This is a genomic window from Coprococcus sp. BIOML-A2 (genome assembly GCF_009875795.1).
Classification (GTDB): Bacteria; Bacillota; Clostridia; order Lachnospirales; family Lachnospiraceae; genus Coprococcus; species Coprococcus aceti.
The window spans coordinates 308,158-323,599 of record NZ_WWSI01000002.1 but is presented as its reverse complement, the minus strand read 5'-3'; the positions used below and the strand labels follow the sequence as shown (position 1 = coordinate 323,599).

14 protein-coding genes are annotated in these 15,442 nt (G+C 43.6%); 9 read left to right on the top strand and 5 right to left on the bottom strand.

Annotated elements, in window-relative coordinates; genetic code table 11:
* Nucleotides 1–27 precede the first annotated feature (27 nt).
* Entirely contained in the window at nt 28–1,683 is a 1,656-nt protein-coding gene (locus tag GT575_RS05780) for a putative polysaccharide biosynthesis protein (RefSeq protein WP_055223825.1), read from the bottom strand.
* Nucleotides 1,684–1,852: 169 nt separating this feature from the next.
* On the opposite strand from GT575_RS05780, the gene GT575_RS05775 reads away from it, so the two are divergent.
* Nucleotides 1,853–2,038 carry a DUF4250 domain-containing protein gene (locus GT575_RS05775; protein WP_015533181.1) on the top strand — a complete coding sequence of 62 codons (186 nt, stop codon included), beginning with the start codon at nt 1,853–1,855 and terminating at the stop codon, nt 2,036–2,038.
* 70 nt (nt 2,039–2,108) lie between these two features.
* On the opposite strand, the gene GT575_RS05770 is transcribed toward GT575_RS05775, so the two are convergent.
* Nucleotides 2,109–3,758 carry an AI-2E family transporter gene (locus GT575_RS05770; protein ID WP_238050437.1) on the bottom strand — a complete coding sequence of 550 codons (1,650 nt, stop codon included), beginning with the start codon at nt 3,756–3,758 and terminating at the stop codon, nt 2,109–2,111.
* 264 nt (nt 3,759–4,022) lie between these two features.
* Between GT575_RS05770 and GT575_RS05765 the strand changes: the two genes are divergently transcribed.
* Both GT575_RS05765 and GT575_RS05760 read left to right on the top strand, forming a co-directional pair.
* Nucleotides 4,023–4,469 carry an NfeD family protein gene (locus GT575_RS05765; protein ID WP_015533182.1) on the top strand — a complete coding sequence of 149 codons (447 nt, stop codon included), beginning with the start codon at nt 4,023–4,025 and terminating at the stop codon, nt 4,467–4,469.
* Between the two features lie 53 nt (nt 4,470–4,522).
* A complete protein-coding gene (locus tag GT575_RS05760) occupies nt 4,523–5,479 on the top strand; it encodes an SPFH domain-containing protein (protein WP_022217199.1) in 957 nt (318 codons plus the stop codon).
* Between the two features lie 323 nt (nt 5,480–5,802).
* Here the strand turns inward: GT575_RS05760 and GT575_RS05755 are convergent, their stop codons facing one another.
* Both GT575_RS05755 and GT575_RS05750 read right to left on the bottom strand, forming a co-directional pair.
* Nucleotides 5,803–6,441 carry a sugar O-acetyltransferase gene (locus GT575_RS05755; RefSeq protein WP_022217198.1) on the bottom strand — a complete coding sequence of 213 codons (639 nt, stop codon included), beginning with the start codon at nt 6,439–6,441 and terminating at the stop codon, nt 5,803–5,805.
* A gap of 225 nt (nt 6,442–6,666) precedes the next feature.
* Entirely contained in the window at nt 6,667–8,955 is a 2,289-nt protein-coding gene (locus tag GT575_RS05750; RefSeq protein WP_022217197.1) for a hydratase, read from the bottom strand.
* A gap of 507 nt (nt 8,956–9,462) precedes the next feature.
* On the opposite strand from GT575_RS05750, the gene GT575_RS05745 reads away from it, so the two are divergent.
* From GT575_RS05745 to GT575_RS05720, 6 genes are all read left to right on the top strand, one after another.
* Nucleotides 9,463–10,170 carry a LytR/AlgR family response regulator transcription factor gene (locus GT575_RS05745; protein WP_022217196.1) on the top strand — a complete coding sequence of 236 codons (708 nt, stop codon included), beginning with the start codon at nt 9,463–9,465 and terminating at the stop codon, nt 10,168–10,170.
* Nucleotides 10,170–11,453 carry a sensor histidine kinase gene (locus GT575_RS05740; RefSeq protein WP_238050442.1) on the top strand — a complete coding sequence of 428 codons (1,284 nt, stop codon included), beginning with the start codon at nt 10,170–10,172 and terminating at the stop codon, nt 11,451–11,453. Before GT575_RS05745 ends, GT575_RS05740 begins: the two co-directional genes overlap by 1 nt.
* A 225-nt stretch (nt 11,454–11,678) precedes the next feature.
* A complete protein-coding gene (locus GT575_RS05735) occupies nt 11,679–12,254 on the top strand; it encodes a 2-oxoacid:acceptor oxidoreductase family protein (RefSeq protein ID WP_022217194.1) in 576 nt (191 codons plus the stop codon).
* Entirely contained in the window at nt 12,254–12,556 is a 303-nt protein-coding gene (locus tag GT575_RS05730; protein ID WP_004848700.1) for a 4Fe-4S binding protein, read from the top strand. Before GT575_RS05735 ends, GT575_RS05730 begins: the two co-directional genes overlap by 1 nt.
* Nucleotides 12,557–13,738, top strand: a complete 1,182-nt coding sequence (gene porA, locus GT575_RS05725; RefSeq protein WP_015533185.1) for a pyruvate ferredoxin oxidoreductase, alpha subunit — start codon at nt 12,557–12,559, stop codon at nt 13,736–13,738.
* Nucleotides 13,739–13,751: 13 nt separating this feature from the next.
* Entirely contained in the window at nt 13,752–14,687 is a 936-nt protein-coding gene (locus GT575_RS05720) for a thiamine pyrophosphate-dependent enzyme (RefSeq protein WP_004848697.1), read from the top strand.
* A 181-nt stretch (nt 14,688–14,868) separates the two neighbouring features.
* On the opposite strand, the gene GT575_RS05715 is transcribed toward GT575_RS05720, so the two are convergent.
* Nucleotides 14,869–15,426: a hypothetical protein gene (locus GT575_RS05715; RefSeq protein ID WP_156327919.1), complete on the bottom strand. Its 558-nt coding sequence runs from the start codon at nt 15,424–15,426 to the stop codon at nt 14,869–14,871.
* Nucleotides 15,427–15,442: the final 16 nt, after the last annotated feature.

Sequence of the window (15,442 nt, the reverse complement as noted above, 5' to 3'; positions counted from 1 at the left end):
TTAGGAAACATTTTTTATACAAACATTTTATTTTATCAGTCTGAACTTCTTCGCAAACCTCACAATAAGACCTCCCTTAGGCATATTGAGAAGTTCCTCCTCCGTATATCCTCCGGCTTTGAGTATAGCCACCGCATAGAATATGATCGCCACAAATACTGCAACAAACATCGCGATCACCCAGTTGCCGAGAAGCTTCCTGCAGCCCTCATATACAATGATCGTAACAACACCCATGAAGATAGATGCTATAGTAGGTGCAACGTATATTCGCCTGTTGTCCATCTTGCCGGTCTTGTACTTTGTGAGCGAACGCTGGTTGAATATACATATGAGCAGTGAGTTCACTATCGAACCAAATACCAGTGCATAAAGTGCCCAGTCTGTGCAGTACAGCATAACCACAAGAACCACCACATGTATCACCAGTGCAAGGGTGGCATTGATAACCGGTGCCATCACCTTACCCATGGCCTGAAGCACACTGTTGGTTACAGTTGACTGTGCAAAGAACACTATGGATATGAATCCAAGATACATACATTTGGCTGCCATCGGATCCGCACCTGAGAACAGGAGCTGTATTATAGGCTTAGCCAGGACTCCCATTCCAACCGCACACGGTATGGTGACCAGCATGGACATGCTGAGCGCCTGATTCAGGAGTTTATTGGTTTTCTGCATGTCATTTCTTGCATACGCACCGGATATTCCCGGAATATATGCGATTCCAACTGAAGCTGCTATGGCAAGCGGAAGGTTCGTGAGAACTGTATACTGTCCTGAGTAAATTCCATACAGCTTTGCCATCTCCAGGGAATCCATGCCCTTCATCTTCATGACCACATAGAATACCTTCATGTCTATAGGTGTGAGCACGTTATACACCACTGCTGCCACCACGATAGGTGTGACTGTGGCAATGATTATTCTGAATAACTTTCCATAGGATTCGGTGTCTGGACTTGTATCGTTCTTCACAGACTCCATGATACCCTTTCTTCTTCTCGCATAAGCGAACAGTATGAATATCAATCCTCCAAGGACTCCGGCACCTGTACCCATGGCACTTCCGGCAGAACCATACTTTGCATGCTCGGTTGTTCCAGCGGCAAATGGCTTTGCAAGCATATACGCAGCGACGATACTGACTACTGCATTTGCAAGCTGCTCTATGATCTGTGATATAGATGTAGGCACCATCGTGTTGTATGCCTGCAGATATCCTCTGAATATTGCAAGAAAGCCCGATATAAATATAGTAGGGGCAAGTATCTTAAGACTTAAGACTGCATTTGGCTGGTCACTTACAAACCATTCGGCTCCAAAGTACGTGATCAGTGCCGCCACAGCACCCGCTATGACTACATATATAAATGTACAGTAGTATATACGTCTGGCACTCTTGTACTGTCCCATAGCTATCTTACCGGCAACAAGCTTCGACACTGCTGTAGGAATACTGTATGTGGCGATCATTATGACCATGGCGTATATTGCATACGCTGAACCATAATATCCATTTCCCTCATCTCCAAGTATCTGATACAGAGGTGATCTGTACAGAAGGCCGATGATCCTCGACACGATTCCGGCTCCCGCCAGGATTCCTGCCTGAAGCGCCAGATTACTTCCCTTTCCTGATAGCTTTCCTTTCTTTGCCGTACCGGTATTTGTACTCATATCTAACTCCTTATTGCCATTTCTAAATCACTGTTGTAAAATTCAATTTGTATCTTTGATATATATCACAAACTATATATATACCAATTTTATGCAGTTAATTCAACCATAATATTTATAAACACGATGCATATTATGACCCAATATACCACAAGGAGGAACTTTAACAATGGAATACTCTTCACTTCCAAAGGATCCTATGGTGCTTCTCAGCTTCATCAACACGAAGCTCAGAGATGACTATCCAAGTCTTGACGAGCTCTGCAGCTCACTATGTGTAAATGCAGATGATATCAAGAGTAAGCTCGCATCCATCGACTATTCATACGATGCAGAAAAGAACAGATTTGTGTAAAAGCAAATCTGTTCTTTTCTCTTTTGTCAGACAGGGACAGCATCTGCTTTCCCCGTGCTGATATTATGTTTTATTTATCCTGATTCCCGGAAATTTTTTTATCACTCTCCGGTTTTGCCTGACCATTTCCAACTTCTTCAGCGTCATCTTTGCTGTCAGCTTCCTTATCAGGCTCTGCATCACTTCCTACTATATTATTTGCAAGCTTTTCAGCGTCCGCCCTGCTGGCCACGCTCTTCATAACATGCATGAATTTATCAAATATACTGATAGGATCATCATCTGAATCATCGTCATCCTGAGACTGATCATCTGCATGCGCAGTGCCAGACTTCACATATTCATCATCTGGAAGATCTGATGGGTACTGAAGCATATGCTGCTTCTGCTTGAGCTTCCTTTTGTTCTCACGCTCCGCAAGCTTCTGCTCCGGCGTCTTCTTCTTGAACCTTATATCCTCTTCTTCCTCAGTTATATATATCGGCTCTCCCGTCTCCTCATCTATCCTGCGAATCTTCTCATACTCGGATGTCTTGAACGCAAGATTCTTCTCCTGCAGCTTTGCAGTGCATGTCCTGTTGATGTACATGTAACAGCAGGCAAATACAGGAACTCCGAGAAGCATTCCAAAGAATCCGAACAAACCGCCGCCAACTATGACCGCTGTGAGCACCCAGAAGCTTGAAAGTCCTGTGGTATCTCCGATGATCTTCGGTCCGAGGATATTTCCATCAAACTGCTGCAGTACAAGTATAACAATGAGCAGCACAAGACTCTTTATAGGATCTGCAATGAGCACGATGAAGAAACATGGCACAGCTCCTATGATAGGTCCGAAGAACGGTATGACATTTGTCACTCCAACGATAACACTTATCAGAACCGCATATGGCAGATTGAGTATCGTTGATACTATGAACATGATCATTCCTATAATAAGTGAATCAAGTATCTTTCCGTTTATAAACTGACCAAATATCCTGTTCATCTCTGAAAGTCCGTCAAGGATAGTATTTGCATTCTTCACCTTGAATACCGCATATATTATCTTCTTTCCCCTTGAAGCAAGATATTCCTTGTTTGCCATCACATATATCGAAGCAACAATGCCTATAAGGAAATTGTACAGGAACTTAAGTCCTGAGAACACTCCACTTCCTATGTTCACCACGATCTTGTCCACATTTGGCATGATCTTGGTATTCAGCATATCCTGAACCTTGAGATATGCATTGTTCATATACTTGTTGATCTGATCCTCAGGTATATTGAGCTTCTGGAACTTCTCATTTATATTCTCCACCATCGTCTGAAGGTTGGAATAATAGGTATCCATGTTGCCCACAAGCTGCTTGATACTGTCGTAGAGCTGAGGAACCACCAGCCACACTATTCCGGTTATGATTCCAAGGAACACTATGGTAGTTAAAATAACCGACAAAGTTCTCGAAACCTTGAACAATTTTTTCTTATCCGATATGATTCTCTCCTGGAATATCGTATGAAATAATCTGTCGAAAAAAACAAGTATCGGGTTCATGAGAAACGCAATGACTGCGCCCACTATGATCGGTGCAAATGCACTCGATATCTTGTCAAGTATCGCACGAAATCCCGACCATTGCTCCAGTATCTTATTAAAAAGGAGTCCGACAACGATTATTCCTATGACCGCCAGACTTATGTTGAGAATTCTTTTCTTCTTATTATTAACAGCCAACTTCTTCTCTCCCATTCTTTAGCATGTGTTTATTATATTAGTTTTTCCAAACCTGTTCAATACAGCTTACGCAAAATTAACCATACATTTATCACTTAATCTCATAAATTTTATAATTCGTGCATATAATGCACTTTAGGGGATAGTATGTTCAGAAAATTTATGTTGTTTACCCTACTGTTTTTTAGTAAAATGAGAACTAGCCAAGGGCAAATGCGAAAAGTATCGCATACCAGGATTTCCTAAACGAGGGAGGTGTTCTATATGAATTGGGAGATTGCAACCTGGCTTATCATATTTGCCGTATGTCTCATTGCTGAGATCATATCGCTTGGACTTACAACCATCTGGGCATGTGGAGGAGCCCTGGTGGCAATGATCATCGCTTTTTTCAGCGGATCGCTGCCACTACAGATCGTTGCATTTCTTGTTGTCACCACTATTCTTTTCTTCACGACAAGACCGATTGCCAAGAAGCATCTTGACAACCAACTGGTGAAGACAAACGTAGAAAGTCTTATCGGCAAACACGTTATCGTATCTGCTGACATAGACAATCTCAAGTCCACCGGTCAGGTCTTGATCAACGGAGTTGAGTGGACAGCAAGATCCAAACATGGCGATACCATTGAAACCGGAACCGAGGTCGTGATCGACGAGATATCCGGAGTCAAAGCAATCGTAGAAAAGGCAGGAAAGCCGGCAATATAAAGCTAAGGGCTTATCAGCTTAAGACACACACATTTTTAATTAAGGAGATTATTATGGACGGAGCAGGAATTTCACTTATTATCATTTTATGTCTGATCGTAATCGTTATTATTTGCAGTACGATCAAGATCGTGCCACAGGCACACGCTTATGTAATTGAGAGACTTGGAACATATCAGGCAACATGGTCTGTTGGACTTCACATGAAGATGCCTGTTATCGATAAGGTAGCCAAGAAGGTTACACTCAAGGAGCAGGTTGTTGACTTCGCTCCACAGCCGGTTATCACAAAGGATAACGTAACAATGAGGATCGACACAGTCGTATTCTTCCAGATCACAGATCCTAAGCTTTTCAGCTACGGAGTTGAGAATCCTATCATGGCCATCGAGAACCTGACAGCTACCACACTTCGTAACATCATCGGTGATCTCGAGCTTGACCAGACACTTACATCAAGAGAGACCATCAACACCAAGATGAGAGCAACACTTGACGAGGCTACTGATCCTTGGGGAATCAAGGTCAACAGAGTAGAGCTCAAGAACATCATCCCTCCTGCAGCTATTCAGGATGCCATGGAGAAGCAGATGAAGGCAGAGCGTGAGAGACGTGAGCAGATCCTCCGTGCTGAAGGTGAGAAGAAGTCAGCCATCCTCATCGCAGAAGGTAACAAGCAGTCAGTCATCCTTGAGGCCGAGGCTGAGAAAGCTTCTCAGATCCTCCGTGCTGAGGCTAAGAAGGAAGCAACTATCAAGGAAGCCGAAGGTCAGGCACAAGCTATCCTCGCTGTACAGCAGGCAAATGCAGATGGTATCAGAGCACTGAATGAGTCAATGCCTACAAATCAGGTCATCACTCTAAAGAGCCTGGAAGCATTTACAAAGGCTGCAGACGGCAAGGCTACCAAGATCATCATCCCATCAGAGATACAGGGAATCGCAGGTCTCACCTCTTCTATTGTAGAGGTTGCCAAGAGCACTGAAGCTGCTGCCATATCAAAGCAGTAACATATCAGACTATTACAAATAAATAAGACAGATATTAAAAGACGTGCATGAAAGTTCTTTTTGAAGAATCTTTCGTGCACGTCTTTGTAATTACTATTTGTATTTTTCTGTCATCATGATCACTGCGGAAGTTCTATCCACACAGATTTGATATTCTCTCCTGACTCAACATCATTCAACTGATATACGATCTGCACCTTTCCAGTCCTGCCCTTTTCTACCGATACGATCATATAGCTGTTCACCATAGACATTGGAGCCAGCGAGCCCTCGCAGTTTCCACCTTCTGTATGTACCCTCCATCCTCAACTGAATATACCTCATCAGTCATTCTTGCTCACATTGTTATACTGGAAGAAATCAATCCTGTGATCCTTGAAATAATATTTTGCATCACGCTCATTCACTTCCCTGAGTACCTTACACGGATTACCCACAGCTACAACATTCGATGGGATATCTGTGGCAACCATACTTCCAGCTCCTATGACGGTGTTATCACCTATAGTTACCCCCGGAAGTATCGTAACTCCTGCACCTATCCAGCAGTTCTTGCCTATTGTTATAGGTGCATTGTACTGATAGCCCTGTTTTCTGAGCTCAGGATTTATTGGATGTCCCGCTGTTGCCAGAGTTACATTTGGTCCAAACATGGTGTAGTCACCAACGTAAATATGTGTGTCATCCACCATTGTAAGGTTGAAATTCGCATATATATTGCTGCCCCAGTGAACAAATTTGCCGCCCCAGTTTGCATGGAGTGGTGGCTCTATATAGCAGTTGTCTCCTATCTCCTCAAACATCTCCTTGAGCATCTGCTGACGCTTGACCATCTCTGTTGGTCTGGTCATATTGAAGTCATATAATCTGTCCAGACACTTTATCTGCTCTCTGGCGATATCCTCATCGCCCGGAAGATAAAGCTCACATGTGTGCATCTTTTCCAGCTCTGATTTTCCCATTGTAAATACCTCCTGTATTTTATTTTTGTCTTCATAAACCCGCCATGTTGTAAATCCGTTTCTTTTTGACATCGTGGATTATCACATCATGATCACACTGGCTATATGAAAGCAACAGGCACCACCAAGCCGCACTAAAGCGCCCATGATGATGCCTGTTATATCGTCGTATATACATTATATTCAAATGTACATACATGGCGCACTCGGCACCATATATATCATTTAGTTGTACTTGTAGTAATTGATGAGGCAGCCATCTGTTATGATCTGTCTCTCATCGTCTGTGAGTTCTCCAAGTCTCAGCTCTATCTCAGCAAAATCCTTGTTCACAACATAAGCCTTGATGACCTCTGTCTTGTTCTTCACAGCATCCTTGATTCCTGGGATGAATACATAATCGTCATTGTCAAAGTCAAAATCCTTATCAATGACAAATGGAAGCATACCCCAGTTGATAAGGTTTGATCTGTATCTCTTTGTAGCGTACTCCTTTGCAATGTTTGCCCATCCACCAAGAACCTTCTGGCATGATGCAGCCTGCTCACGGGCTGAACCGTCACCTGGCTTAACAGCATAAATGGTACTTCCAACACCTGTGTTGCTTCCGCATACGTCCTCAAACTTCTCCTTGATGGCATGCATAACTTCCTTGACCTCTGGGAATGCCTTACCCATGCACTCACCTGCCTCACGAACCTTCTCTACAGCCTGGATAGCCTTCGCTCTTCCAACGTACTCAGGATCCTTTCTTGACAGAGTGAACTCTGCAAGTCCAAGAGGATTTGATCTGTATGATGAAGTCTCTCCTGATGGGATAAGCTCATCTGTTGTTGTTACAGGATCATGTATAACTGATGCCACCTTGAGGAGAAGGTTGTCTGTAAGAGGAACCATCTCAGGCCAGTCCTTGATGTTTGGACCAAACTTGATCTCAACCGAAGGATCAGCCTTTCCAACACCGTTGTAAACTCTTCTGTCGTATATAGCCTTGTCGAAGAAATACTTTGGATGTGTGTACTCTATATCTGCAAGGTCTGTTGCTGATGTCAGATAGCCCTTGTTGGCTGCAGTTGCTGCGATAGAACGCGCATCCATAAGCGCAACAGATGAGATCTGACCATTCTGTATCTTTGAACCCTCTCTGTTAGGGAAGTTTCTTGTTGAATGTCTGATGGAGAATGCATTGTTGGCAGGTGTATCACCGGCACCAAAGCAAGGTCCACAAAATGCTGTCTTAACGATAGAACCTGTCTCGATGAGATCAGCCAGGACACCGTTCTTTGCGAGCTGCATATATATAGGTGTACTTGCAGGATATACTGACAGTGTGAACTCGTCAGCGCCTATGCTCTTGCCTCTGAGGATATCAGCCGCATCGCAGATATTCTCATATCCACCACCGGCACATCCGGCGATGATTCCCTGCTCAACATACAGCTTGCCATCTCTTACCTTATCCTTGAGTGTGAAGTCGACCTTGCCGTCAAGGCTTACAAGTGCACGCTTCTCAACATCATCAAGGATATCCATGAGGTTGGCATTCAGCTCGTCGATGGTGTATGTGTTGCTTGGGTGGAATGGCATAGCTATCATTGGCTTAACTGTTGACAGATCTACATATACGACTCCGTCATAGTAAGCCACATCGCCAGGATTCATCTCCTTGTATGCCTCACTTCTTCCGTGAATGTCATACCAATCCTTTATCTTGTCATCTGTCTTCCATATTGATGACAGACATGTTGTCTCTGTTGTCATAACATCAATACCGATACGGAAATCTGCTGAGAGCTTGTCAACACCAGGACCAACGAACTCCATGACCTTATTCTTGACATATCCGCAGCCAAATGTTGCTCCGATGATGGCAAGTGCCACATCCTGAGGACCAACCCCCTTCTGTACCTCTCCGTCGAGATAGATTGCGATAACGCCCGGCTTTGCAACATCGTATGTCTTACACAGGAGCTGCTTTGCGAGCTCACCGCCGCCCTCTCCAATAGCCATAGTACCAAGAGCACCGTAACGTGTATGTGAGTCTGATCCAAGTATCATGGCGCCACACTCTGCCAGCATCTCTCTTGCAAACTGATGGATGACCGCCTGATGAGGTGGTACATACACGCCGCCATACTTCTTCGCACATGAGAGGCCAAACATATGGTCATCCTCATTGATGGTTCCACCTACGGCACACAGTGAGTTGTGACAGTTTGTAAGTACATATGGTATAGGGAACTCCTTAAGACCTGATGCTCTTGCTGTCTGGATGATTCCTACAAATGTTATATCATGTGAAGTCATCTTATCGAATTTGATCTTAAGATTCTCCATATTGTCAGATGTGTTATGCTTAGCCAATATTCCGTAAGCAAGTGTGTTCTTTGATGCCTCTTCCTTTGATGGAGCACTGCCAAGCTTTGATGCGAGAACCGCACCTGCCTCAGCATTATCCTCAACCAGCTCTGTACCATGTAACAGATAAGCACCGTTGTCAAATAATTTAATCATACTCTTCCTCCTGGTAATAGCTTTTTGTCATTTATGGAATTGCACACAGATGTATACAAAACCCCATGTTTCTCTACATCATACCATATTATTTTCAAATTTTAAATAGTATTATATTACAGCTTAACGCAAAAAATCTGCCATACATGCTCAGGCACATATGGCAGATCCTATGCATCAAATTGAATATACTGTACAGATACCCTTAACCGAAATACCTGTACCTGATACATCCTATCTGACACTATATAATCAATCTCCCCTCAGAGTTAATTATTCTCTGTTACATACACTATACTATTTGTATAATTTTTCCAATAGTTTTTACAAAAATCGACACAAACGACGCGTATAACAACCTGAACGACATAAATTTTCGTGTACAACACACATATACTTTAATTATACCTATTGTAGAAATTCCCATTTGTATGATAGAATGTTCCTGATATGTTAATAATTTAAGAGTTTTGTTTATCTATCAATTTTTCACAGGAGTGTTTGATTATGAATTTTCTGATTGTTGAGGATGACAATATCCAGCTTACCGGCTTAAAACATATAATTGAAGAAGAGTACGCAGACGCTGTTGTCAACACTGCATCAACTTACAACGATGCCATAACAATAATAGATTCATTTGATATTGATATCTTTTTACTGGACATTGATCTCGGTGGAGGAAAGACCGGATTGGATGTATGTGGTTATCTCCGAAGAATTCCCAAATACAATGACACACCTGTCATCTTCATCACCGATATCACCGTTCCAAACCTTGATGTCATCAACAAGTATCATTGCCAGTATTATTTCTCAAAGCCTTATGACAGAATCGATGTCGTAGGAGGGATCAACTCGGTGCTCACACAGCCTGACGACCAGACATCAAGGATCCGCGTAAAGGATATCCAGGGAATACTTTTCCATATAAGCATGGATGAAATAATTTATGTATGTGCATCCGGCCACCACAAGCACATTTTCACATCCGACGGTGATTTTATCGTCACCAACCCGACCTTCGAGTCAATTTTGCAGGCTGCTGGTGATGTACCTCTGGTCAGATGCCACAAAAGCTATTACTTCAATCCCGACTACATACAGAGCTACGACAGATCCAATTCACTTATAACGCTGAAACTGGCTCAGGAATCCATACCGGTCGGGCGCAAATACAAAACTATTATAGAAACTTACCAGGAGAACAGATAATGGCTGCATATTTTGATTTTCTTTCCAAGATACTGTTTGATACCTTTGTATTTTTAGTATTCTTGATGGCGATATATAATGTAAAATTTTCCCAGATAGCAAAGAGACTTCCACCTTTGCTTCTGCTGACTTTACCAGTCTCTCTGATTGCCACAGTTACAGACTCCATGTTAATATTCACACTGATAACATACATATACTGCTTTGTATTCTACTCTCTGGTATTCCGATATCCGCCGATGAAGATCATAACGGGATACGCAATTACACTTATCATCATGACTATACTGAACCTCATCCAGATGGTTGTCATCATGCAGTTTACGGACAATCCATTCACCAACACTTCAACATATATAACCGAAGCCATGGCTTTCATCATAGCTATACTTTTATACAAATTCGGACATATGGATAAGCTGTACGATGCTCTTATAGTGAAAAATCAGGTATCCAGGAATATAATACTCGCAGTATTTGCCCTCATGGTATCTATGGTTTTATACCAGCGTATATCCCCTAAGGACTTCATGAATATATTTATGACTTTCCTGTTTATAGTCATACTTATCCTCATTTTATACTCGGGAATGTACAAGAACTATATGAGCCTTAGAGAATCCCGGAAGCAACTACAGTCATATGAACAGTATCTTCCTATTATAGAGGATCTGATAGATCAGGTGCGCATGAGACAGCATGACTACAACAATGAGCTTCAGGCCATCAGCATGCTGCCGATCAGTTACACTGATTATGATTCCCTCGCTGCTGCCCTTTCAAATGAGCTGGATACCTCCTGCAATGACCATGTCATCAAGAATTCGTATCTTCTGAGGATCAACATGAAACTGATCGCAGGTTTTCTGTTCAGCAAGATGAACCTTGCGCAGGAGCATAATATTAATCTGGATATAGATGTCAAAAATTCCACACTCACATCCAAGGCAGCGGAATTTGAGCTTCTGGATGTCATGAGCATTCTGGTGGACAATGCATTTGACGCAACTGAGGACGGAGGTATGATAAAAGTCATCATAGACTCTGACGGCAAGACTACCACCGTTGAAACCTTCAATGCCGGATCGCAGCTCACCGCGGAAATGCGCAAGAACTTCTTCGCAAAGGGCTACTCGACCAAGCCTCTGAAGGATGGAGCTTATTCCAGAGGTATCGGACTTTACAAGCTGAAACAGCTCACATCCAAGTACCATGGTGAAATACTGCTGGACAATCAGACGGTGGATGGACAGAACTGTATCCACTTTGTCGTCAGCATATAATAAATTTTATGATCCCAAATGCTTTTTTATAGTTTTCAGATAACTTATCCCATCGTTAAATCCAACATTTTTAGGTATTTCTGTTATCCGCGTTAAATTTTTTTGTTTTTCGACTTATTTCCTTAATTTTATTCTTTACTTATTATCTATAAATGGTATAATCAAAAGGATTATTTTTCCTAATAAACGGAACTTAATGAGAAATTTTTGACAGGAGATGTGAAAGTGAAAGATACTATCGAAATCAGATGGCACGGACGTGGTGGTCAGGGTGCCAAGACTGCTGCCCTGCTCCTCGCAGATGTGGCATTCAAAACAGGTAAATATGTTCAAGGATTCCCTGAGTATGGTCCAGAGAGAATGGGCGCACCTATCACTGCCTACAACAGGATCAGCAGTGAGCCTATCAGAGTACATTCCAACATTTACGAGCCACAGTATGTGGTTGTAGTTGACGAATCTCTAATCGAACCTGTACATGTGACTGCAGGTCTCGCCGAGGATGGCGCCATCATTATAAATACACCTAAGACTCCGGACGAGGTCCGTCCACTGCTCAAGGGTTACAAGGGCAGGGTATACACACTTGATGCCAAGGAGATCTCCATGAAGACTCTCGGCAAGAATTTTCCTAACTCTCCTATGCTTGCAGCCATCGTTGCTGTCAGCGGAATCATGGAGGAGGGACCTTTCCTCGAAGATATGAGACAGTCATATCAGCACAAATTTGCCAAGAAACCAGAGGTTATCGAGGGCAACATGGAAGCATTAAAGCTCGCCTTCAGGGAGGTAATGAAGTAATGAGAACAGATATAAGCAAGATACATGACAATAGCAAATGGACAGAGCTCACACCTGGAAACCACGTATACGGCGGTGGCACATCCAAGGCATTTAACACAGGTGAGTGGAGGACTTCAACCCCTGTCCTAGACGAGAGCAAATGCGTACACTGTCTTCTGTGCGCACCTGTCTGTCCGGATTCATGCATTCCGGTCGTATCAGGCAAGCGTCTCGCATTTGACCTGGAGCACTGCAAGGGCTGCGGTATATGCGCATACCAGTGCAAATTCGGAGCAATCACTATGAAGGAGGGCAAATAAATGGCTATAAGAGAACGTCTTTCAGGAAATGAGGCTGTGGCACATGCTATAAAGCAGATCAATCCGGATGTTATGCCTGCATTTCCTATAACACCTTCAACTGAGATACCTCAGTTCGTTTCAACATTTATCTCCAATGGAGAGATCGATACAGAATTTATACCGGTAGAGAGTGAGCACAGTGCCATGAGTGCAGCGATCGGCGCAGAGGCTGCCGGCTGCCGTACACTCACAGCCACATCATCATGTGGTATGGCTCTCATGTGGGAGGAGCTCTACGTGGCAGCGTCCAATCGTCTTCCACTTGCCCTCGCACTTGTAAACAGAGCACTCTCCGGCCCTATCAACATCAACTGTGACCACTCAGACAGTATGGGCGCACGTGATACAGGCTGGCTTCAGATATACGCAGAGAACAACCAGGAGGCATATGACAACTTTGTTCAGGCATACAGAATATCTGAGCACAAAGATGTCAGACTTCCTATCATGATATGTCAGGATGGTTTCATCACAAGCCATGCCGTTGAAAACATCACCCTCATCGAAGATGATCTCGTAAAGAAGTTTGTAGGTGAATACACCCCTGAGCAGTATCTGTTAAATCCTGAGATGCCTATGGCTGTCGGTCCTTACGCCACATCTCCTTACTATATGGAGACTAAGATGGCTCAGAACACTGCCATGAAGAATGCAAAGCAGGTTATTCTTGACGTTGCAAAGGAATTCGAGGAGATGACAGGCCGTCACTACGGATTCTTTGAGGAGTACAGACTTGACGACGCTGACTACGCCATCGTTATGATCGGTTCTGCTGCCGGAACAACAAAGGAAGCTATAGATGAGCTGAGAAACGAAGGCAAGAAGGTCGGGCTTCTCAAGATCAGAGTGTTCAGACCATTCCCTGGCGAGGAGATTGCAAAGGCTCTCGCCCACACCAAGGCTGTGGCAATCCTTGACAGATCGGAAGGATTCAGAGCAGGCGGCGGTCCTCTCTCAGCAGAGGTCAAGGAGCACCTGTATGACATTCAGGCAACCACAAAGGCTGTCAGCTACATCTACGGTCTCGGCGGACGTGACTACACTGTGGACAGCGCCAAGGGCGTATTTGCACAGCTTGAAGACATGATAGAGAACGGTGCTGAGATTCCTCAGTATCAGTACATAGGACTTAGACAGTAGGAGGTAAGATGAAATGGCATATAATTTTAAAGAAGTAATGAACAAGCCTGAGCGTCTTGCTCCAGGTCATAGAATGTGTGCAGGCTGCGGTGGTACGATCACTGTCAGAACTGTACTCCGCGCCCTTCACGAGGGCGACAAGGCGGTCATCGGTAACGCCACAGGATGTCTTGAGGTTTCAACCTTCATGTATCCTTACACAGCTTACGAGGACAGCTACATACACAACGCATTTGAGAACGCAGGCGCAACCCTCTCAGGTGTTGAGACAGCCTACAACGTTCTGAAGAAAAAAGGCAAGATAGATGACACATACAAATTCATCACATTTGGCGGTGATGGCGGAACTTATGACATCGGACTTCAGTCACTGTCAGGTGCCATGGAGCGTGGACATGACATGGTATATGTGTGCTATGACAACGGAGCATACATGAACACCGGTATTCAGCGTTCATCAGCTACTCCTATGTATGCTGACACCACAACCACACCGGTAGGCTCACAGTCAAATGGTAAGATGCAGAACAGAAAAGATCTCGCACAGGTCATGGCTGCCCACGACATCCCATATGTCGGACAGTCTACTCTTCTCGGCAACATGCGTGATCTCTACGAGAAGGCTGAGAAGGCTATCTACACACCTGGCGCAGCTTTCCTCAACGTCATGTCACCATGTCCTAGAGGATGGAGATACCCTACAGAGAAGATCATGGACATCTGCAAGCTGGCAGTCGAGACATGTTACTGGCCTCTGTTCGAGGTTATTGAGGGCAAATGGATCCTCTCCTACTCTCCTAAGAAGAAGCTTCCTATCGAGGACTTCCTGAGAACGCAGGGCAGATTCAAGCACCTGTTCAAGCCTGAGAACGAGCACCTTCTCGTTCAGTATCAGCAGGAGGTTGACCGCCGTTGGGAGGATCTGCTGTATAGATGTTCTAAGAATTAAGTTGTATGACGGACGAAAATCCGTATAGTGCATATTGCAATATACGGATTTTCTGTTGTTATAGATAATTAAAACTAATTTCTTAGAACATCCTATCTTATTATTTTTTTTAGTTCTAAACTGCTTATTGTTGCATATTGCGCCATATGTATTTTCTGGTTGTATACACAAAAGGAAAATATCAGTTAAATGGCATCTCGTAGAAATCATTGAGAGTGTATTGCACATCCTCACCATCTTCGGTTGTTGTTTTCCAGAACAGCAGGCTGTCTACCTGGCTTACATCCAATATGCGGTCTGTGGTAAACAGAAGTTCATATTCGCCAGATGTGTTTGTATTTTCGTTTCCCGATTCAACAATATCTGTAAGCATTGTTCCGTCTTTCAGCTTTACACCGGAAAGGACCGCGTATTTTTTGTCTGAGGTCATATTTTTTGCACCGCTTATATCGAGCACTGCCCTGATGGATATCTGGGAAACCTCACATTTGGTGACTACAGCCCCTGTATCTTCAAGGACTGTATGTGTCTCTCTTGTCACGGAAGTGATATCTCCACCTAGCTCCCATTCAAATCTCCATGTGCCATCATTGTCAACTTTCACATCAAGATGGTCATCATAAACTCCAAGATCACCGAACTCGACCGACAGCTTCCTTTTGCACAGCGCTATCAGAAATGCTTCCTCGTCATCAACATACTCAATCCCCTTCTTTTGTATAGTCCTGAAATACTCCATATACATTTCCTGCAGC

Bases quoted from the DNA above. Each gene is read 5' to 3' on its own strand.
- GT575_RS05755 (WP_022217198.1), bottom strand. From the start codon at position 6,441: ATGGGAAAATCAGAGCTGGAAAAGATGCACACATGTGAGCTTTATCTT.
- GT575_RS05730 (WP_004848700.1), top strand. From the start codon at position 12,254: ATGAGAACAGATATAAGCAAGATACATGACAATAGCAAATGGACAGAG.
- GT575_RS05740 (WP_238050442.1), top strand. From the start codon at position 10,170: ATGGCTGCATATTTTGATTTTCTTTCCAAGATACTGTTTGATACCTTT.
- GT575_RS05760 (WP_022217199.1), top strand. From the start codon at position 4,523: ATGGACGGAGCAGGAATTTCACTTATTATCATTTTATGTCTGATCGTA.
- GT575_RS05775 (WP_015533181.1), top strand. From the start codon at position 1,853: ATGGAATACTCTTCACTTCCAAAGGATCCTATGGTGCTTCTCAGCTTC.
- GT575_RS05750 (WP_022217197.1), bottom strand. From the start codon at position 8,955: ATGATTAAATTATTTGACAACGGTGCTTATCTGTTACATGGTACAGAG.
- porA (WP_015533185.1), top strand. From the start codon at position 12,557: ATGGCTATAAGAGAACGTCTTTCAGGAAATGAGGCTGTGGCACATGCT.
- GT575_RS05720 (WP_004848697.1), top strand. From the start codon at position 13,752: ATGGCATATAATTTTAAAGAAGTAATGAACAAGCCTGAGCGTCTTGCT.
- GT575_RS05780 (WP_055223825.1), bottom strand. From the start codon at position 1,683: ATGAGTACAAATACCGGTACGGCAAAGAAAGGAAAGCTATCAGGAAAG.
- GT575_RS05765 (WP_015533182.1), top strand. From the start codon at position 4,023: ATGAATTGGGAGATTGCAACCTGGCTTATCATATTTGCCGTATGTCTC.
- GT575_RS05745 (WP_022217196.1), top strand. From the start codon at position 9,463: ATGAATTTTCTGATTGTTGAGGATGACAATATCCAGCTTACCGGCTTA.
- GT575_RS05715 (WP_156327919.1), bottom strand. From the start codon at position 15,426: ATGGAGTATTTCAGGACTATACAAAAGAAGGGGATTGAGTATGTTGAT.